Annotated in this window: 16 protein-coding genes and 1 pseudogene; 3 read left to right on the plus strand and 14 right to left on the minus strand. The window is 61.5% G+C overall.

The window, feature by feature from the left end:
• Positions 1-142 precede the first annotated feature (142 nt).
• From AC1DMK_RS28220 to osmF, 6 genes are read right to left on the minus strand one after another with little or no spacing between them, the layout of a single operon-like run.
• Positions 143-2599: a glycoside hydrolase family 2 protein gene (locus AC1DMK_RS28220; protein ID WP_477863659.1), complete on the minus strand. Its 2457-nt coding sequence runs from the start codon at positions 2597-2599 to the stop codon at positions 143-145.
• A gap of 9 nt (positions 2600-2608) precedes the next feature.
• Positions 2609-3004, minus strand: coding sequence for a VOC family protein (locus AC1DMK_RS28225; protein ID WP_477863660.1), 396 nt, complete (start codon positions 3002-3004; stop codon positions 2609-2611).
• Between the two features lie 46 nt (positions 3005-3050).
• The gene (locus tag AC1DMK_RS28230; protein WP_037060647.1) at positions 3051-3800 is read right to left on the minus strand and encodes an ABC transporter permease; all 750 of its coding nucleotides are present in this window, start codon (positions 3798-3800) and stop codon (positions 3051-3053) included.
• Positions 3797-4744 (minus strand): ABC transporter ATP-binding protein, encoded by a 948-nt coding sequence (locus tag AC1DMK_RS28235; protein WP_477863661.1) that lies wholly within the window; start codon positions 4742-4744, stop codon positions 3797-3799. Before AC1DMK_RS28235 ends, AC1DMK_RS28230 begins: the two co-directional genes overlap by 4 nt.
• Positions 4741-5907, minus strand: a complete 1167-nt coding sequence (locus AC1DMK_RS28240) for an ABC transporter permease (protein WP_477863662.1) — start codon at positions 5905-5907, stop codon at positions 4741-4743. The genes AC1DMK_RS28235 and AC1DMK_RS28240 overlap by 4 nt, the downstream gene beginning before the upstream one ends.
• A gap of 60 nt (positions 5908-5967) precedes the next feature.
• Positions 5968-6876 (minus strand): glycine betaine ABC transporter substrate-binding protein OsmF, encoded by a 909-nt coding sequence (gene osmF, locus AC1DMK_RS28245; protein ID WP_037060653.1) that lies wholly within the window; start codon positions 6874-6876, stop codon positions 5968-5970.
• Between the two features lie 535 nt (positions 6877-7411).
• On the opposite strand from osmF, the gene AC1DMK_RS28250 reads away from it, so the two are divergent.
• Positions 7412-8128 carry an MgtC/SapB family protein gene (locus tag AC1DMK_RS28250; protein WP_477863663.1) on the plus strand — a complete coding sequence of 239 codons (717 nt, stop codon included), beginning with the start codon at positions 7412-7414 and terminating at the stop codon, positions 8126-8128.
• A gap of 97 nt (positions 8129-8225) precedes the next feature.
• Positions 8226-8966, plus strand: coding sequence for a copper homeostasis protein CutC (locus tag AC1DMK_RS28255; protein WP_477863664.1), 741 nt, complete (start codon positions 8226-8228; stop codon positions 8964-8966).
• A gap of 73 nt (positions 8967-9039) precedes the next feature.
• Here the strand turns inward: AC1DMK_RS28255 and AC1DMK_RS28260 are convergent, their stop codons facing one another.
• The 7 genes from AC1DMK_RS28260 to AC1DMK_RS28290 form a co-directional block, all read right to left on the minus strand.
• Positions 9040-10059 (minus strand): zinc-binding alcohol dehydrogenase family protein, encoded by a 1020-nt coding sequence (locus tag AC1DMK_RS28260; protein WP_477863665.1) that lies wholly within the window; start codon positions 10057-10059, stop codon positions 9040-9042.
• 68 nt (positions 10060-10127) lie between these two features.
• The gene (locus AC1DMK_RS28265) at positions 10128-11102 is read right to left on the minus strand and encodes an ABC transporter permease (RefSeq protein ID WP_037060659.1); all 975 of its coding nucleotides are present in this window, start codon (positions 11100-11102) and stop codon (positions 10128-10130) included.
• Between the two features lie 25 nt (positions 11103-11127).
• Positions 11128-12678: a sugar ABC transporter ATP-binding protein gene (locus AC1DMK_RS28270; protein ID WP_037060664.1), complete on the minus strand. Its 1551-nt coding sequence runs from the start codon at positions 12676-12678 to the stop codon at positions 11128-11130.
• Positions 12679-12796: 118 nt separating this feature from the next.
• Entirely contained in the window at positions 12797-13783 is a 987-nt protein-coding gene (locus AC1DMK_RS28275) for an ABC transporter substrate-binding protein (RefSeq protein WP_037060667.1), read from the minus strand.
• 362 nt (positions 13784-14145) lie between these two features.
• Positions 14146-14592, minus strand: coding sequence for an RbsD/FucU domain-containing protein (locus tag AC1DMK_RS28280; RefSeq protein WP_037060670.1), 447 nt, complete (start codon positions 14590-14592; stop codon positions 14146-14148).
• Positions 14593-14602: 10 nt separating this feature from the next.
• A complete protein-coding gene (locus tag AC1DMK_RS28285; RefSeq protein WP_477863666.1) occupies positions 14603-15622 on the minus strand; it encodes an aldo/keto reductase in 1020 nt (339 codons plus the stop codon).
• A 34-nt stretch (positions 15623-15656) separates the two neighbouring features.
• Positions 15657-17159, minus strand: a complete 1503-nt coding sequence (locus AC1DMK_RS28290; protein ID WP_037060675.1) for an altronate dehydratase family protein — start codon at positions 17157-17159, stop codon at positions 15657-15659.
• Between the two features lie 237 nt (positions 17160-17396).
• Between AC1DMK_RS28290 and AC1DMK_RS28295 the strand changes: the two genes are divergently transcribed.
• A complete protein-coding gene (locus AC1DMK_RS28295) occupies positions 17397-18308 on the plus strand; it encodes a GntR family transcriptional regulator (RefSeq protein WP_037060676.1) in 912 nt (303 codons plus the stop codon).
• Positions 18309-18342: 34 nt separating this feature from the next.
• On the opposite strand, the pseudogene AC1DMK_RS28300 reads toward AC1DMK_RS28295, so the two are convergent.
• Positions 18343-19560 (minus strand): annotated as a pseudogene (locus AC1DMK_RS28300) (efflux RND transporter permease subunit); the annotation flags it as partial.
• Positions 19561-19594 lie beyond the last annotated feature (34 nt).

Consider the following 19594-nt stretch of genomic DNA (forward strand, 5'->3'; position numbering starts at 1 on the left):
CTCTACCGAAAAGCCTTCTTCGACCAACTCGGGCTGCTTTCTTTACAACAGGAACTCCACCGCCTAAATCACGCTCGATGAACCGCCGTGTACGGAACCGTACGCACGGTGGTGTGGGGGGAGGGAGCCGAAAAACTTCCTCCTACCCGATCCCTTGAAGGAGATCATTGGTCGACCGAAGCACCTTGCCAACACTGATGTCCTTCACGGATACGGTCTTGGATGTCTTGACTTTGAAGACATGGCTTTCGCCCGGCAGCAGCGTTACCAGCATCGAATCCACAACGGCATCGGGATCGAGACGATCGGCCATCAGGCAGAGATCCTTCAGGAAGCTTTCGGCGGTGACGTGGACCTCGCAGCTATCGGCGGTGGCCGTCACCTTGATCGCTGCCCTTGGCTTCGGCAGCCGGAGATCGATGTCTTCGACGAAATAGTGAAACGCTCGTCGGTCAAGCATCTGCACGACGACGACTTCGTCATTTGCCGCGTTGGGCGTCGCGATGTCGGCTGGAAGCGGAAACGTCTTCGCCTCGAAGCGATCGCAGAGATGCCGCCAGAACTCGAACTCGGCAAGCACCGTGCCGTCGAGCTTCATCCGCCTGCCGCTGATCTTCGAACGCCAGAACAGTGTTCGCTCATTCACGGCGACCGCCGCCAACCCGTCCGCGCGCGGCTGGATCGTCAGAAGCCGTGGATCGAAGGCTTGTTGCATCGCATACCAAAGCGGCTTGCGCCGCGCAGCGGAATCGAGTGCCGCCCATGACGTCACCGGCCAGCAGTCGTTGAACTGCCAGACGATCGCGCCCTTGCATATGGCGCGGTGCGAGCGCATGTGCTCGACCGCAAAGCGGATTGCACGCGCTTGATTGAGCTGCATGGCAAAGTGCCAGTCGTCCATCGTCTGCGGTACCGGCAGATGGCCCGCAAGACCGCGGATCAGCTTGTCGTTGCCCTGCGTTGCCTTCTGATGATGGAATACGCCGTTCGAAACGGGCGTCAGCGGCGCGTCATGCACGCTCTCTTCCAGCGTCGCCCAGTTTGGCGGGGCCTGCCAGCCGAATTCGGAGCAGAAGCGCGGAATGTAGTTGCGATAGACCTCGTAACCGACGTCGTTCCAGACATCCCAAATGTGCTTGCATCCATGCTCATCGGCGTTCGGCTCGATCGCCATGCTGCCGGAATAGGGGCTGCCGGGATAATATGGCCTGTCCGGATCGAGTTCGGCGCAGAGTTTCGGCAGGATGTCGAGATAGTAGCCGAGCCCCCAGCTCTCACCCTCCTTGATAACGGGCCGCCAGCCCCATTCGTCAAAGCCCCAGATGTTCTCGTTGTTGCCGTTCCAGACGACCAGCGACGGATGCGGCATCAGTCGCACGACGTTGTCGCGGACCTCCGCCTCGACCTCGCCGCGAAGCGGCTCTTCTTCGGGATAGGAGGCGCACGCAAAGAGGAAGTCCTGCCAGACGAGCATGCCGGCGCGGTCGCAGGCCTCGTAGAATTCGTCGCGCTCGAAGATGCCGCCGCCCCAGACGCGCAGCATGTTGACGTTGGCAGCCTTCGCCTCGTCGATGCGGGAGGCGTAGCGTTCCGCCGTCACGCGCGACGGGAAGCAATCATCCGGAATCCAGTTGGCTCCGCATATGAACAGTGGGACGTCGTTGACGACGAAGGTGAAGGCCGAGCCGTGTTCATCCGCTGACGTATCGAGCCGCACGGACCGGAAGCCGATCTCCTTCGAATAGGTATCAAGTAAGTCAGTGCTTACGTTATCGCTGAGTTCGAGATGCAGTGGATAGAGTGGTTGAGCGCCGAGATGATGCGGCCACCAGATCTGCGGCGAGGGCACGCGGATCGCCAAGCTGATCTCGCCGACATCCGGCGGTATGGTGACCGCGATCTCTTCGCCGGCAATGGTTGCTGTGAGCGTGCAGGGCGATGGCTCGCCTTGCCGCGCGAGTGTCGCGTGGACCGCCACCAGCCCATCGCCGCCCACAAGCGTCGCCGAAACCCGCGTTTCCGCCAGCCTTGCCCGGCCCCAGCTTTCCAGCTGTACTGGTTTCCAGATGCCTGATGTCACCAGCGTCGGACCCCAGTCCCAACCGAAGTTGCAGGCCATCTTGCGCATCAGGTTGCCGGGTCCCGGATAATTGTTCGGCCGGTAGCCGTAGTGCGCCTCCATCTCCGCGCCATAGGCATATGCCGAGCGGAAGGTGATGCTCAGTTCGTTCGCGCCCGCCGTCAGGCGCTCCGACACATCGAAGCGGTAGGTACGGTGCATGTTGAAGGTCCGGCCGATCTCTTCGCCGTTGAGGGTGATGGTCGCGACTGTATCAAGCCCGCCAAACACCAGCTCGTGCACCCTGTCGCCATCCAGCGCTGCGTCGAAGCTGCAGCGATAGGTCCAGTCTTCCTGGCCGATCCAGTCGTTCGTGATCTCGTTGACGTCGATGTATGGGTCTGGGATCAGCCTTTTCGCCAAAAGGTCGAGGTGCACACAGCCGGGCACGGCCGCGGGAATGCTGGCGGGCAGGTCCGGCCTTCCTGCAACGTTGCAGGAAACAGTCCAGCCGCGGTTCAGTTCGGTCTTCTCGATCATTGGGTGCTCTTAGAGGTAGCGGCCGTGTCGCTGCATGATTTCGATCTTGTAGCCGTCCGGATCGGTGATGAAGAAGAAAAGCGCCAGGAGCCTGCCGTCGCGATTGAGCTCGACCAGCTTCGCCGGGTTGAAACCCGCATCTGTCAGGCGCTTGTGCTCGATGGCGACCTCGTCCACGGCAAGGGCCAAATGGCCATAGCCGTCCCCGAGGTTGTAGGGCTGGGTGCGGCCCTTGTTGACCGTCAGCTCCAGCTCGAAACCGGTTTCGTGGTTGCTGAGATAGATCAGCGTGAAGGTATCGAAATCGATGCGATCGGCGACCTCGAGGCCGAAAACCTTGCCGTAGAACTCGACCGAGCGCGCCTCGTCGAGAACACGGATCATGGAGTGAATCATCTTGGCCACGGCTGCCTCCGTCTTGCATGGTACGGCAGCTTTGGTAGCCGCTGCGTCACGTCGCGCGCAAGCCCATTCTTCGCGTAATCGCGGTTTCGGCGAGCCCCATCGCGTCATAGATCAGGACCGCCATCAGGCCGACGATCAAGCCGCCCTGCAGGATGAAGGCAGTATTGTCGGAAATCAGCCCGGCGATGATGACCTCACCGAGCCCCTTTGCCGCAACCGTCGAGCCGATCGTTGCCGTGCCGATGTTGATCACCGTCGCGACCTTGACGCCTTCGATGATCAGCGGCAGCGCCAGCGGAAGTTCGACGCGAAATAGCCGCTGCGTCGGGCTCATTCCCATTCCATCCGCCGCATCGAGCACCGAGGACGATACCTGATTGAGACCAGCGACCGTGTTCTCGAAAATCGGCAAGAGACCGTAAAGAAAGAGCGCGATCAGCGTTGGCCCGGCGCCGAAGCCGATGGCGGGCACGGCGAGCGCAAGTACCGCTACCGGCGGAAAGGTCTGGCCGGCATTGGCGATGGCACGCGACAGCGGCAGGAAGTCGGCGCCGCTTTTTCGGGTCACGAAGATTCCGCCGAGAATAGCAAGAACCGCACTTGCCACGATCGAGACGAGAACCAGTTCGAGATGTCCGGCGGCGAGCGACGGCAGGCTGTTTTGCGTATAGACGGCGGGCGCATTGTTGTTGGTCAGCGGCGACAGCAGGAACGACAGCCATTCCGTCCTGAACAGCAGGATCAGCAGCAGCACCAGCGCTGCGACGCGGAAGAGATTGGCGGTGACCAGTCTCATGCCTTGCGGCCCAGCGCCAGCAGCCGCGACATCGAGATTGAACCGACAGGGGCCTTCTTCGCGCCATCCTCAACGGCCGCTTCGTCGATGCCCTGCCAGATCATCTCCGCCAGCGCATCGCGCAGGCTAAGTGATTGCTCCAGGCTATGGGACAGGCCGGCCTTGGCGGGCGCCATGCTGGCTTTCAGCGGCAGCAGCGACATGCGTTTCAGCGCGCGGTCGGATGTGCCGGTCAACTGTTGCACGAAGGGGTCGGCAGGCTCCGTCAGGATCTCCTCCGGTGTCGAATATTGCAGCAGCCTGCCGCTTCTCATCACCGCGATCCGGTCGCCGAGATGGAAGGCTTCGTCCATATCGTGCGTGACGAGAATGACCGTCGTCCCGAACTGCTTCTGGATCGTCAGGAGATCGTCCTGCGCCTTGCCGCGAATGACAGGGTCGAGCGCCCCGAACGGCTCGTCCATGATCAGCACCTCAGGCTCGGCCGCAAGTGCGCGTGCCACCCCGACGCGCTGCTGCTCGCCGCCGGAGAGCTGATGCGGATACTTTCCGGCGAAGATCGCCGGATCGAGGTTGAAGAGCCTTAGTAGTTCCTTGACCCGATTGTCGGTCCGCGTGCTGTCCCAGCCAAGGAGCTGCGGCACGGTCGCGATATTCTGCCCCACCGATCGGTGCGGGAACAGGCCGTTGCCTTGAATGACGTAGCCGATGTTACGGCGCAGCTCGGTTGCCGGCACGTCGGCAACATTCCGGCCATCGATGAAGATCTCCCCTTCTGTGATCGGCACCAGGCGGTTGATCATGCGGATCAGGGTGGATTTTCCGGAGCCGGACGTGCCGACGATGACAGTGATCGCCCCCTTCTCGACTGACATCGAGACATTGTCGACCACAGCCGTGGCGCCGTAGCGCTTGGTGACGGTCCTCATTTCGATCATGCTCATGCGGTAGGTCCCCGGATGCTGTCGGCGACCGCATCGAGGATGACGGCCGAGGAGAAGGCGAAGAAGACGGTCGGCACGGCGCCAAGCAGAACGAGGTCCATGGCCGTCTGGCCAAGCCCCTGGAAAATGAAGACGCCGAAGCCGCCGCCGCCGATCAGCGCCGCCACGGTCACGAGCCCGATCGCCTGCACGAGCACGACGCGGATGCCGGTGAGAATGACGGGCAGGGCAAGCGGAAGGTCGATGCCTGTCAGGATCTGCGGACGGGTGAGACCCATGCCGGCTGCGGCGTCCCGCACGGCGGGATCGACGCCTTCCAGCCCGACGACGGTGTTGGCAACGATAGGCAGCAGCGAATAGAGGACGAGCGCGATCAGCGCCGGCGCGGTCCCGATGCCGCGAATGCCGAGCGCCGCAGCCAGCGGGACATGTGTTGCGAGATAGCCGAGCGGCAGCATCAGGATGCCGAAGAGCGCCAGACTCGGGATCGTCTGAATGAGGCTCAATCCCTGGAGCAGGGCCGCACGGAGCTTAGGCACCCAGAAACAGACAATGCCGAGCGGCAGGCCGATGACGACGGCAACCGCGAGCGACCCGAATGCCAGTTGCAGATGTGCCAGCGCCTGCGACCAGAACTGATCGGCGCGCGTCGCGAATTCCTTCATGATCGAAAGGCTGTCGAGCAGGCCGGACCAAAGGAAGATGCCGAGCAGGGAGGTATAGAGAGCGAGCGCGGCAATGCGCATCCAGGGCGTGAGGTGAATTTTCACCAGCGCATCCGAGATGACGAGGCCGATCACGGCAAGCAAAAGCCAGAACCCGCCTCCCGGCGTCATCCGTGCGACATTGCTGCTTTCAGGCGTAAACGCGGTTGCCACGAGGCCGACTGCAGCGATCAACGTCACAAGACAGAGCGTTGCAATCAAAAGCCTGACATGAACGTTTTGCAGGAGCAAGACCGCCAGCGCGGTCGACAGCAGGAGCAGGGTGAGAGCGATCGCGCAAGGCTGGTTCAGAAGCTGTGTGAGCAGCATTGGCTTGCCCGCCGCGATACGGTTCGCCTTGACATAGATGAAGGGCAGAAGCGTCGTGGCGGCGACACCGGCAACAACAAGAACCACGCCGAGCCGGTCCAGCCTGCGGACCGCTAAGGTTTCTTCCATCGATCCATCCCAGTATGGAAAGAAAGGTTGCCCCGCCTCGAAAGGCGGAGCGTCGGGTGGCTACTTCAGGAAGCCTTTTTCCTTCAGGTAGGCTTCGGCCACGGATTTGGCCGGCTCGCCGTCGACCTGGATTTTGCCGTTCAGCTTGCGCAACTCGTCGGCCGTGAGGCTCTTGAAGATGGGGGCGAGCACCTCCTCAATCTTCGGATTGGCTTTCAGTACCTCCTCGCGGATGATCGGCGTCGGTGCATAGACCTGCTGCACGCCCTTGTCGTCTTCAAGGACGGTCAGTTCTGCGGCTTCGATCGCGCCGTCCGTGCCATAGACCATGGCGGTGTTGACGCCGTTCGTCTGGTCGGCGGCCGCCTTGATGGTCGCAGACGTATCCCCGCCGGACAGAACGATTTCCTGGTCCGGCTTCAGTGTGAAGCCATAGGTCGTCTGGAAGGCCGGAAGCGCGCCGGCCGAATTCACGAATTCGGCCGATGCGACGAGCTTGGCCGCGCCGCCACCGGCAACCCATTTGCCGAAATCGGACATCGTCTTGAGCTTGTTCGGCGCGGCGACATCGTTGCGAACCGCGATTGCCCAGGTGTTGTTGGCGGGCGATGGCGTCAGCCAGACGATCTTGTTGGCGTCGTAGTCGAGCTTCTTCGCCATGTCGTAGCCTTGCTGGAGGTTCTTCCAGGCGGCATCCTCGGGCTTGTTGAAGAAGAAGCCGGCATTGCCGGTGTATTCCGGATAGATGTCGATTTCCCCGGCCGTGATCGCCTTGCGAACGACAGGCGTGGCGCCAAGCGCGATACGGTCCTGCGTCTTGATGCCGTTCGCATTGAGCGCCAGCGCGATGACGTTGCCAAGCAGCGTGCCTTCGGTATCGATCTTTGATGAAACGACGACGTCTGCTGCCTGAGCTGCGCCCGCTGCAAAGGCGGAGAGCGTTACGGCGAGTGCGAATTTAGTGAGCATGGACTATCCCCTTAATCGTTGACACGCGCGGAGACCTCCGGCTAAGGCCGCCGCGGATAAGATCGCTGGCGAAAAAAGCCATAGCCGCCATCTGCCGGCAAGGTATTGCGTACCAGAAATAGCGTGCGCGACAGAAAAATCGATGCGAACGCTAAAATAGTCCGCATTCTGCAGCAGGCGCTACCAAAACCCATGGCATGCAGGGGGCGCTATCTATTGTACCGGGCTGCGGAATTTGGCTCGAACCAACGTCATCGTAGCGCCAGTCTCTCCAGTCGAAAATTGGTCCACCATGGTGGGGGCACCCGTCGCAATTGGAAACAGCGAAGAACGGGACGCACAAGGTCGAATTCGACCCAGTTGAGCCTTTCCTGCAGGCTCGGTCTGGCCGGAACTGGCGACCTCCGAAGGAATTTGCCCGCGCTTGCCCTTCCGATTGACTCTTATCAAAGGGGCCGCTTACGTTGCATTTCTCCGACAGGCAGAGTGATTGGCAGCGCGGCAATCCTGCGAAAACGGGGCGGAGGGTTTTGCTGTGTGGGAATATGCCACGGGTCTATCTGGGGCTCTTTTGATCGCGCCGCGGCTTCTGGTTGCCGTCCTCCTGGGCTGTCTGGTTGGCATTGAACGCCAATGGCGTCAGCGGCACACGGGTTTGACGACGCATGCCCTGGTCTCGCTCGGGGCCGCCATCTATACCTCGCTTCCAGCACTCCTTCACGACGTCCCGGATGTGAGAATGGGAGGGCAGGTGGTAACCGGCATCGGCTTCCTTGGCGCTGGCCTCATCATGCGGGACGGAACGAATGTGCGCGGCCTCAGTACTGCAGCAACGGTATGGGCAACCGGCGCAATAGGTGTCCTTGCCGGGTACGCGATGTTGCTCGAAGCCGTCGAGGCAACGGTTCTGATCATAGCAATCAATGTCGGCCTTCCCCGCCTTGGGATCTACATCAGTGCGCTCGCACCTGAACATGAGGCCGTCGAGCGCTTTTACGTCATCGACCTGAAATGCGCTGCACGCGATGAAGCTACGGTGCGCAATGAGCTGCTCCAGGCGTTGAGCGCCAGCAAGCTCCGCATCCATTCCATGGAGAGCCACGCCGTCGACGATGCCAGCTCGGCGGAGGTAGGGGCTATCGTTTTCAGCACCCGCGAAGAGGACGAACTGATCGAGCAGGTTATCGGCAAACTCAGCCTCGCTCCCCACATCTTCTCCAGCAGTTGGACGTCAACGGCCCCGCCGGAATGAACGTCGCGTTGAACAACGCAAGCGTAGAGACGAATGCCGGTCGCCGCTGCAGCAGCGTTGGCGTAAGAACGAGCGGATAGACGAAGGAGATTCGGGCGTGACGATCATATTGGAAGTGTGCGTAGACAGTCCACGGGGGCTCGCAGCCGCCGTCGAAGGCGGGGCGGACCGCATCGAACTCTGCTCGGCGCTGGAAGTCGGCGGCCTCACCCCCGTCGCCGGTCTGATGAAGGCGGCGGCAGCGGCACCGATCCAGGTCTATGCGATGATCCGTCCGCATGCGGGGCCATTCGTCTTCGACGCCGCAGATGAAGCGGCGATGATGGCGGATATCGACGCCGCGCGGGCTTTCGGCCTTGCAGGCGTCGTCATCGGCGCTAACCGCGCGGACGGGACGCTTGACCTGCCGCTGCTGCATCGGCTGAAGGCCCACGCCGCCGGTATGGGCTCGACCCTCCACCGCGCCTTCGATCTGGTTCCAGATCCGGATGTGGCTCTGCAGCAGGCAATTGAACTCGGCTGCGAGCGCATCCTCACGTCGGGTTGCGTTCCGAAAGCGATCGACGGGCTCGAGACGCTCGCGCGCCTGTCGAAGACGGCGGCCGGGCAGATCTCCATCATGCCTGGCAGTGGCGTGCGCCCGAGCAACGTGTCGGAAATCCTGCGTGCGACAGGCGCGAGCGAGGTTCACGGCTCGTGCAGTTCTCCGGTCGCAAGTGTGGATCTGCGCGCCGTCGCCTTCGGCTTTGAGGCCGCGTCGGCCAACAGAACGGATGCGGCAGTCGTTCGGCTGATGCGGCAGACGATCGACGCAAGCAATTTCAGCAACAGTGCGTAGCGGTTTTGCGTCCGGAATTGCGCAGAGACAAAAAACAGAGCGTTTTCGCAATTCGAAGAAAAGCGGAAATGCTCTAGTTTGCGACCTTGATAACGGCCTTGATCAGCCCGCTTTTCTCATGCGCCCAGCGCGCGAGATCACGCGGCGCATCGGCCAGTGTCGTGCGATGGGTGATCAGTTTGTCGACGGGCACGAGGCCCTTGGCGATCGAGGCTGCGACATGCTCGAAATCGGGGCGCGTTGCATTGCGGCTGCCGATCAGCATCATTTCACGCTTGTGGAACTCCGGGTCCGAGAAGCGGATGTCATCCTTGACGACGCTGACCAGAACCAGCGCGCCGCCATGGGCAACGAAGCTGAAAGCCTTTTCCATCGATGGGCCGTAGCCCGTGGCATCGAAGACGACGTCGAAACCGTCGCCTTCCGTCTTCGCCCTGACCGCATCGGCAGCGTCGTCGTTTGCGACGACGCCTGATGCGAAGCCGAAGCGCTGCGCGGCCATGTCGAGGCGTTCGGCGCTGGTGTCGAGCAGGGTAACGTCGTGCCCGGCGATACGCGAAAAGATCGCGGCGCCAAGGCCGATCGGGCCAGCGCCGATGACGAGCGCGCGCGAGCCTGCGGGTGCCAGCGAGCGGCGCACGGCATGCGCTCCGATTGCCAGGAATTCGACGGTTGCCGCCGCCTCGAGGCTCAGTCCCTTCGCCGCATAGAGATTGCCGGCGGGCACGGTGATTTCCTCGCAAAAGGCGCCGTCGGTGTGGACGCCGAGCACCTTGATGTTGGTGCAGCAGTTGGGCTTGTCGTGCTTGCAGGCAACGCAGGTTCCGCAGGAGATATACGGGTTGACGATGACGGGTGTGCCCACGGCCAGCTCAACGCCATCCCCGGCTTCGACGACGGTCGCGGATATCTCATGGCCCATCACACGCGGATAGTCGAGAAACGGGTGTTTGCCTTCGAAGATGTGGTAGTCCGTGCCGCAAATGCCGACATGGCTCACCGAAAGCCGAGCCCAGCCTGGCGCCGGCGTCCCAGGGGAGGGGCGTTCGACGATTTCGAGAACGCCTGGTTGTTGGCAAAGCACGGCTTTCATGAGAGGTCTCGCATTTTTAAAGAGATAAAGCCGGTTTAGCGGACCGGCTTTGTTGTCGTTCGTTCCGCTTAGGAGCTGCGGCGGCGGCGCAGCTGGTCGAAGTATACGATCACGATGATCAGCAGACCAGTGATGATGCGCTGCCAGAACGAGTTGACGTTGAGCAGGTTCGCGCCGTTGTTGATGGTGGCGAGGATGAAGGCACCGATCAGCGGGCCGTGAACCGAACCGACCGCGCCGAAGAGGCTGGTGCCACCGATGACCGACGATGCGATCGCCTGCAACTCCCATCCGTCCGCCTGTGTCGCATTGCCGATCGCGATGCGCGAGGCAAGCAACACGCCGACAAAGGCCGCGAACGTCGCCGACAGGATATAGGCCATGTAGATGATGGCGCTGACCCGGACGCCTGAGAGGCGCGCCGCTTCGCTGTTGGAGCCGACCGCAAAGAGATAGCGGCCCCAGCGGCTGAGATGCAGCAGGACGTAGGAGGGTATGGCCACCAATATCACCATCCAGAACAAACTAGGCACCCCGAGGAAATCGGCCCTCGAGAAGTTGGAGAAGGCCTCGTTGGTGATGTTGATCGACGAGCCGTTGGTGATGAGGAGGCCGAAGCCGCGCAATGCCGTCAGTGTCGCGAGCGTGATGATGAATGGCGGAAGGCCCATATGGACGATGCCGAAGCCATGGAAGGAGCCAATCGCGACGCCGAAAGCGAGCGTCAGCAGGATCGCAGCCCACACCGGCACGCCGGCCTGCAGTAGCCAGGCGACGATGACGCCCGCGAAACCGACGATGGCGCCGACCGAGAGATCGATGCCGGCGGTGATGATGACGAACGTTTCGCCGAGGGCGAGGATCGCCGTCATCGAGCCCTGGCGCAGCAGGTTGCTGATGTTGAGCGGTGTCCAGAAGCTGTTGGTAGCAAGCCCGAGCGCCACCCAAAGCGCGACAAGCAGGCCGATCAGGGTCAGCCCGAAGAGAATGTTCATTTTCCGGCGTTGCGGCGGCGCGGGGATTTCGGTGGGGGTTACGGTCATTGTCTCTCTCCCTCTTATTCCTAACTCAGACGCCGATCGCTTCGCTGAGGACTTGTTCATGTGACGCCGCATGGAAGCCGTGGCTCGCCACGAGCCTGCCGGTTCGGAAGACGTGCAGTTCATCGGCCAGCTCGTAGACCTCGGGCAGGTAGGACGAAATCAGGATGATGCCCGCTCCCTGCTTCAGAAGTCTTGCAAACAGACGGTAGATTTCCGCCTTGGTGCCGACGTCGACGCCGACGGTCGGCTCGTCGAAGATGAAAAGACGCGCGCCGTGGCTCAGCCATTTGCCGATGACCACCTTCTGCTGGTTGCCGCCAGACATAGCCGACACCAGCACGCGCCGGCTCGGTGTTTTGATGCTGAGGTCGCGGATCTGCTTGTCGGCATTCTTTGCTTCGTCGGCGAGGCCGATGACCGGGCCCTTGCTCAACCGGTCGAACACCGGCAGGTTGATATTGAGGCCGATCGGCAGATTGAGGCATAGCCCCTGGTCGCGGCGGCTCTCAGGCGCAAGCGCAATGCCGAGCTCCATCGCCGTGCGTTCGTTCTTGATGTTGACCTTGCGCCCCATCCAGTGGATTTCGCCCGATGTGGTTTTCTCGCGGCCATAGAGACCCAAGGCGAATTCGCTGCGGCCAGCGCCGATGAGGCCATAGAGGCCGACGATCTGGCCGGCCTTGACCGAGAGCGATATGTCCTGGAAACCCGGTCCGGAAAGCCCCCGAACATCGACGATGGTCTCGCCGGTCGCTATGTCTTCCTTGTGATAAATCTGTTCGATCGAGCGGTTGATCATCAGCGCGATCAACTCGTTGTCGTTCGTCTCGCTAATCAGGCGGGTGCCGACATGGGTGCCGTCGCGCAGCACGGACACGCGGTCGGCAAGCTCGAAAACCTCTTCCATGCGATGGCTGATATAGACTATGGTGACGCCTTCGTTCTGCAGGCGCCGGATAAGTTTGAACAGCTGCGCCGATTCCTGACGCGTGAGGTAGGCCGTCGGCTCGTCGAAGATCAGAAACTGGGTGCCGCGCATCGCAGCGCGCGCGGTAGCGACAAGCTGTTGCTGCCCGATCGTGAGGTCGCTCAAGAGCACGGCCGCCGGCAGGCCGAAACCGAGATCGTCGAGGACAGCCTGAGCCATCTTCACCATCTGCTTCTTGCGCATCAGGCCGAACGTGTTGACTTCATCGCCGAGAAACAGATTGGCGGCAACCGTCAGATGCGGGCACAGCACGACTTCCTGGTGGACGGCATTGATGCCGCGCGCGATCGCCTCGTTGGGGGTCGCCAGCGCCACCGGATGGCCGCACCACAGAACCTCGCCGGCGGTTCTGTTGATGACGCCGGTCAATAGCTTGATGAGCGTCGACTTGCCGGCACCGTTCTCACCGACGATCGCATGGATCTCGCCAGCCAGAAACGTCATCGTCGCCGGCTTCAGCGCCTGGACGTAGCCGTAGTTCTTCTGCAATCCCTTGAGTTCGAGGATGGGCGCGCCCGCCGGAACGCGGGTTGCCTCTTTCAGCGTGGCGCTGTCATCGTGACGATGACTGATTTCTTCCAGGCTCATAGACGTCTCCTCCTCGCAAATTCCTGTCTCTCCACCAGGCATCCGCGCTCGACAGGCAGGCGATGTCACAGGTGAAGAAGGGCCGCGCGGGATTGCGCGCGCGCGGCCCTGTTGAAGATTACTTGATCTTCGGGTTCAGCAGAGCGTCGATCTTCGGTTCGCTCATGTTGGCCTTGGTAACGAGGTTCGCGCCGGTATCGACATTGGCCTCGACCTTTTCGCCCTTGGATACGGCAAGCGCGGTTTTCACGCCGTCGTAACCCATGCGGTAGGGATCCTGCACCACGAGGCCGGCAAGCGCGCCGTCCTTGAGGAAGCCGACCGTCTTGTCGTCGCTGTCGAAGCCGATGACCTTGACCTTGTCGCCGAGCTTGTTTTCAGCAATCGCCTGGCCGACGCCCTGTGCCATGATCAGGTTGGACGCGAAGACCCCAACGATGTTCGGGTTGGCAGTGATCAGGTCGGTCATGATGTTGAGACCGGTCGTTGCCTGGCCGTCAGCATACTTGTCGGCGACGACTTTCAGGCCCGGATACTTGGTCTTGACCTGGTCGAGGAAGCCTTCGCGGCGCTGCTCGAGCGAGCCGGCGCCTGGCGTGTTCGTGATGATCACGACGTCGCCTTCGTCCTTGCCCGTCATTGCCTTGATCGCGGCAGCGAGGCCGTCGGCAGCAATGCGGCCACCCTGCGTGTTGTCGGTCGTCAGGAACGACTTGAACGCCTTAGAGTCGGCGCCGGAATCGATGCCGACGATCGGAACGGACTTGGCGGCTTCATCGATCGGCTTGCCGAGCGCCTTGAATTCGGTCGGCGAGATGACGATTGCGGCCGGCTTGCCGGCTACGGCGTTTTCAAGAATGCTGATCTGGCCGTTGACGTCGGTTTCAGCCTGCGCGCCGAGTTCCGGCACGTTGACGCCGAGATCCTTGCCAGCTGCGCGAGCGCCGGCGAGAACGATCTGCCAGTAGAAGGATGTGGTGTCCTTGACGATGATCGGGATCGTGACGTCGGCCGCGAAAGACGGCATCGGCATCGCGGTTGCGATCACGGCAGCGCCCGCAAGAGCTGTAAAGGCTCGACGGGACAGAATGGATTTCATGCGCATGTAGGTTCTCCTCTCAGGTGCGTTCTCCTCCTGGAAATCTCTCGCGAACGCGAACGAGAGATTTTTATCGATAAAAAACATTTCCAATTTGGAAGCTAGCCGAGGCTGATTCCAATTGCAACCCCATGCCTTAAAGCCCTTTGACTCAGCGGTTCCGGGCGTTTCGACCGCCGACGCCAATGGCGACGGGGTCAGTTACTGCCGTCGCAAATGGCCCAGCCAGGAACCCGCAACCCGACCTCAGACCTTCATTATCCCTCGGCCGTCCTCCCCGATATCCGGCGACAAAAGCAATTGCCGTTGCGGTAATGAAACATTGGTTCCGTTCAAATGTCAATACGGAATGTTTGTTCTATTTCCAGCTAGCCGGTAAACACCTCATGTGGGTGCACCACGCCCTTCTTCAGGATCAGATTGCCATAGAGCCGGAACTCCGTGGTCGCCACGATGTAGGCCGCCTTCCGCGATCGCTCGTAAAAGGCGAAACGCTCCAGCGACGCAATCGTGAAGTCGCCCGCACGCGTCGATACGATGGCCTGGAACTCCGAGCATACGTCCGGCACCGCCTGCGGATCGCCGACGACCTCCATGCGCCAGGCAGTTTCCGGAACGAACGTGTCGAGCGGCATGTGGGCGAGGATTGCTTCAGCCATATCGGTCGCGCTTACGCCGTCGGCACGGATCGTCTCAGGACCCATTGTGCTCGAAGGGAAGTTGGCGTCGGCGATAACGATTTCGTCCCCATGACCCATGCGGGCGATGGCTCGCAGCAGATCGGGATTGAGAACGGGGTGGATTCCTTTGAGCATTCTCTGTTCCTCAGACGCGCACGGCTTCATTGCCGAGAGGCGGCGCCACAAGCGTGTAGTTGTCGAATTCGGGGTAGATTGTCTCCGGCAACGGTGGCATGAAAAGCTCAAGGTTGCGCTTCAGGCTCGATGTCTTCGCGGTACCGATCAGAACGGAAGCGACCATCGGCTCGCGTAGCGGAAATTGCAGGGCAGGCGCCGCCAGCGATACGTCGTATTTCCGAGCAATAGTCTCCATGCCGCCAACCCTGGCAAGCACGTCGTCCGTCGCCGGCATATAGTCGAAGTTCGATCCCGGCACCGCACCGGTCGCGAGAATGCCGGAGTTGAAGACGCCGCCGACCACAAGGGACGTGCCCTTCTGCCGGCAGAGCGGCAGCAGTTCGGCAACCGCAGTCCGATCGAGCAGAGTGTAGCGGCCGGCCATCAAAATGCAGTCGATATCGGCATTTCGCATGACGTCGAGACAAACAGGAACTTCGTTGACGCCGAGGCCAAAAGCCTTGATCGCGCCGGAGGATTTAAGCTCTTCGAGTGCCTTGATGCCGCCATCGAGAAACTGCTTCAGATAGACCGCATTCTTGGCTGCACCATGCGTATAGCCGCCGATGTCATGCACAAAGAGAATGTCGATGCGGTTCAGTCCAAGGCGTGCATAGCTGAACTCGACCGAGCGCATGATGCCGTCATAGGAATAGTCGTAGTCTGCATCGAAGCAGAGCGGGTCGACGTAGCTGTAGTCAGGCACCGTGCCGGTTGGCACCGGCCGCAGCAGCCGTCCGACCTTGGTGGACAGCACCCATTCGGCCTCGGGCTTGTCGCGCAGAAAATCGCCAACGCGGCGTTCGGCAAGGCCGAGCCCGTACCAAGGGGCGACGTCGAAATAACGGATGCCGCTGTCCCATGCCGCATCAAGCGTTTCTATCGCCTGCTCACGTGGGCAGGCACGGTATAGGCCGCCGAGCGCCGCTGCGCCGAAGCTCACTTCGGTCACAGCCAACTCTGTCTTGCCGATGGTCCTCGTCTTCATCATTCCTCCTCTGAAGACCTGATATTGCTATGATCTAGAGCGTTGCGCCGAGATGCCACGGCACGAATTCGTTATCGCCGTAGCCGAACTCCTCGCTCTTGGTCTTTTTGCCCGAGGCGGTATCGATGATGAGATCGAAGATCTCGCGGCCCTTGCCGCTGATCGTCACATCGCCGGTGGCGATCGTGCCGCAGTCGATGTCCATGTCCTCTTCCATCGAGGCATAGAGCGCCGAATTGCTGGAGAGCTTGATCGATGGTGCCGGGCGACAGCCGAAGCAGCTGCCGCGACCTGTGGTGAACGCGATCATGTTGGCACCGCCGGCGACCTGGCCGGTCGCCGAGACCGGGTCGTAGCCGGGCGTATCCATGAAAACGAGACCGGGAGCGGTGACCCGCTCGGCATAGCCGTAGACGGCGTTGAGCGGGGAGCGTCCGCCCTTGGCAACCGCGCCAAGAGACTTTTCAAGAATAGTCGTCAACCCGCCGCGCTTGTTGCCGGGCGAAGGGTTGTTGTCGAGCGAGGCGCCGTGCATCGCCACATATTTTTCCCACCAGGCGATCTTGTCGTCGAGCTTCCTCGCCACATCGTCGTTGATAGCGCGGCTGCGCAGCAGGTGTTCGGCGCCATAGATTTCGGAGGTTTCCGAGAGGATCGAGGTGCCGCCGGCCGCAGCCAGCAGGTCGGCCGCGACGCCGAGCGCCGGATTGGCGGTGATGCCCGAGAAGCCATCCGAGCCGCCGCATTGCAGGCCGATGATGATTTCGCCAATCGAGATCGGCATGCGCCGCTCGCGGCCGACGTCGTCGGCGATCTCGCGAAGCATGCCCATGGCACGTTCGACGGCACGGCGCGATCCGCCTGCGTCCTGGATGTTGAAATGGCGCTTCGAATTGCCCGCCCCGCTCTGGCCGTAAAGCGTCAGCTGGTTGACCTCGCAGCCAAGTCCGATCATCAGCACGCCGCCGAAATTGACATGCCTGGTGTAGCCGGCAAGCGTCCGGTGCAGCACGGCCATGCCGTCTCCCGTCGAACTCATGCCGCAGCCCTGGTCGTGGACGATCGGCACGAAGCCGTCGATGCCCTCGTAAAGCGGCAGGAGCGTGCGGTTTGCCGTGTCGGCAATCGCGCGACAGACCGTGGTGGAACAGTTCACGCTGGCAATGATACCGATATAGTTACGCGTCGCCGCACGCCCGTCAGCGCGGCGGTAGCCCATGAAGGTGCGCGCTCGGTCGGCGGCGCTTGCTTCTTCCGGAGCCGAATTCGCTGTCGCCGCAAGGCGGTCGTTTTCGAAATGCAGGTTGTGACTGTGGACGTGATCGCCGGCCTTGACGTCCGCTGTCGTGCGGCCGATCGCCTGGCCGTATTTGACGACCGGCTGACCGAGGGCGATATCGGTGAGGGCAATCTTGTGGCCGGCGTCGATCTTTTCGCGGGTCTGGATGCCTGCGACATCGGAGCCGGGCACGATCACCGCCGTTGCAACCGCAACATTGTCACCGGCCGACAGGATGATCCAGGGGTCTTTCGTCAATAGTCTTCTCCCTAAGGAAACACTCGCTGCATCGGCGAATGCGCATTGATTTTGTTTTTTATCTACAATAAACATTTCCAAGTCAACGGGATTGTTGATCCTGTGGACGAGGGAGGCAAAGAGCCGCACGCGATCAAAAATAATCTAAGGATTGCTGATAGATAAGCTTCTGACATGCTCCGAACCCGCAACTCGCGGATTACGGCCCATGCAGCAGGGCGAGAGGGCAGGGTGCGTATGGCAAGACAAAATACGGTCTTCAAGGAGGCCTACAACCGCTATGCCTCGGCATTGCGGGCCGATGAGGCACTGCCTTCGGAACCGGAAATCGCCGCGCAGCTCGGCATTAGCCGCAGCACCGCGCGGGCGATCCTGACCCGCCTCAGCGACGAAGGGATCATTCGCTGGAACAAGCGGCAGAAGATAGTCCTGCGCAAGCCGATAGAGGAGGATTTCTTCCCTCCGGAGGAAACGGATTCGCTCCACAACATCATCGAACGGAGCTTCATGCTGCGCATCCTGTCTGACGATGCGGCGCCCGGCATGCAGATAAACGAGTTGGAACTTGCCCGCGAAATCGGAACAGGCACCACGAGCGTACGTGAATTCCTCATTCGCTTCTCCCGCTTCGGTTTGATCGAAAAGCGGCCCAACAGCCATTGGATCCTGAAAGGGTTCACCCGCGAATTCGCGCTGGAGCTGGCCGACGTGCGCGAGATGTTCGAGCTTCACTCGGCGACCGAATTCGGAAAGCTGCCGCCCGGCAACGATGCCTGGCGCGCACTTGCCGAGATCAAGGCCGAGCACCAGGCCATGCTGCAGGATCTCGACAGGCGCTACAAGCAGTTCTCTGCCCTCGACGAGCGCTTCCACCTGCTCATCCACGGCGCGGCCAAGAACCGGTTCATCGCCGATTTCTATGATGCGATCGCCATCGTCTTTCACTATCACTATCAGTGGAACAAGGCGTTTGCCCGCCAGCGCAACGAGCGCGCCATTCACGAGCATCTCGATTACATCGCCGCCCTCGAATCCCGCGACCCGGCGGCGATCGAGTTCTCTTGCCGCATGCACCTTCGTTCGGCGCGCCAGACCCTGTTGCAGTCGCTGCCGCAGATTGCGACCGAAGCCGAAGGCGCTGGCAGTTGACGGAAAGATCGCAAGCCTGGGCGAGTGGCCGATACTATTCGATCGCCTGGGGCTTCGGCGCGCTCTTGATACTCTTTGCCTTTTCCCGGAGCCACTGGAAGACCACGTAGAGCACCGGGATCAGGAAGATGCCGACCAGAGCTGCCCCGAGCATGCCGCCGAAGACCGCGGTACCGACGCCGCGGCGGCTGAGCATGCCGGCTCCTTCTGCTATGACAAGCGGCACGAGGCCGGCGATGAAGGCGCAGCTCGTCATCATGGCAGCACGGAACCGTTCCTTGGCACCCTCTACCGCCGCCTCGGAGATGCCGAATCCATACTTGCGCCGCTCCATGGCGAACTCGACGATCAGAATGCCGTTCTTCGCGGCGAGCGCGATCAGCACGACAAGACCGATCTGGGCGTAGAGATTGTTGTCGAGGCCGGAGATCTTCAGCGCCAGCATCGCACCCGCGATGCCGGCGGTGACCGATAGCAACACCGCGATGGGGATGGTCCAGCTCTCGTAGAGCCCGACAAGGAACAGATAGGCGAAGAGGACGGCGAGGCCGAGGACAATAGTCGTCTTGCCGCTTGCCTCGATCTCCTGCCGCGCGGTTCCGGTCCATTCGTAGCTGTAGCCGGGCGGCAGCGTCTTCGCCGACACTTCCTCCATTGCGGCGATCGCCTCGCCGGAACTGCGACCGGGCGCCGGGCCGCCGTTGATCGTGGCGCTCGAGTAATTGTTGAACCGGACGATCTGCTGCGGCCCGAGGATCAGGCGCGCCTGCGCAAACGCCCTGACCGCAACCATCTCGCCGCTGCTGTTGCGGACGTTGATGTCGTAGATGTCGTCGATCCGCGCGCGGGCGGAAGCCTCGCCCTGAACGGTCACCTGCCACGTTCGGCCGAAAAGGTTGAAGTCGTTGACATACGTGCTGCCGAGAACCGCCTGGAGCGCACTGAACACGTCAGCGACCTGGATGCCGAGTGTCTGAACCTTCTCACGGTCGATATCGAGATAGAGCTGCGGCGTGTTGGCGCTGAAGGTGGTGTAGACCCGGCTCAGGGCCGGATTCTGGTTGGCCGCGAAGATAAGGCCGCGCGCCGCCTGGGCAATTTCCGTAGCGCTTCCGCCGCTCAGGCTGAGAAGCTGATACTCGAAGCCGCTGCCGGTCCCAAGCCCGATGATCGGCGGGAGGTTGTAGACGATGACGTTGGCATCGCGGATCGACTGGAGCTCATCGCTCAGCTTGTTGATCAGGCCGTTGGCCGGAGCGAAGACGCTCATCGCCAGCATGACGACA

Source organism: Rhizobium sp. 05L419, assembly GCF_056397845.1.

Coding starts and splice junctions, on each gene's coding strand:
- AC1DMK_RS28220 (WP_477863659.1), bottom strand. CDS start 2,599: ATGATCGAGAAGACCGAACTGAACCGCGGCTGGACTGTTTCCTGCAAC.
- AC1DMK_RS28230 (WP_037060647.1), bottom strand. CDS start 3,800: ATGAGACTGGTCACCGCCAATCTCTTCCGCGTCGCAGCGCTGGTGCTG.
- AC1DMK_RS28235 (WP_477863661.1), bottom strand. CDS start 4,744: ATGAGCATGATCGAAATGAGGACCGTCACCAAGCGCTACGGCGCCACG.
- AC1DMK_RS28240 (WP_477863662.1), bottom strand. CDS start 5,907: ATGGAAGAAACCTTAGCGGTCCGCAGGCTGGACCGGCTCGGCGTGGTT.
- osmF (WP_037060653.1), bottom strand. CDS start 6,876: ATGCTCACTAAATTCGCACTCGCCGTAACGCTCTCCGCCTTTGCAGCG.
- AC1DMK_RS28260 (WP_477863665.1), bottom strand. CDS start 10,059: ATGAAAGCCGTGCTTTGCCAACAACCAGGCGTTCTCGAAATCGTCGAA.
- AC1DMK_RS28265 (WP_037060659.1), bottom strand. CDS start 11,102: ATGACCGTAACCCCCACCGAAATCCCCGCGCCGCCGCAACGCCGGAAA.
- AC1DMK_RS28270 (WP_037060664.1), bottom strand. CDS start 12,678: ATGAGCCTGGAAGAAATCAGTCATCGTCACGATGACAGCGCCACGCTG.
- AC1DMK_RS28275 (WP_037060667.1), bottom strand. CDS start 13,783: ATGCGCATGAAATCCATTCTGTCCCGTCGAGCCTTTACAGCTCTTGCG.
- AC1DMK_RS28280 (WP_037060670.1), bottom strand. CDS start 14,592: ATGCTCAAAGGAATCCACCCCGTTCTCAATCCCGATCTGCTGCGAGCC.
- AC1DMK_RS28285 (WP_477863666.1), bottom strand. CDS start 15,622: ATGAAGACGAGGACCATCGGCAAGACAGAGTTGGCTGTGACCGAAGTG.
- AC1DMK_RS28295 (WP_037060676.1), top strand. CDS start 17,397: ATGGCAAGACAAAATACGGTCTTCAAGGAGGCCTACAACCGCTATGCC.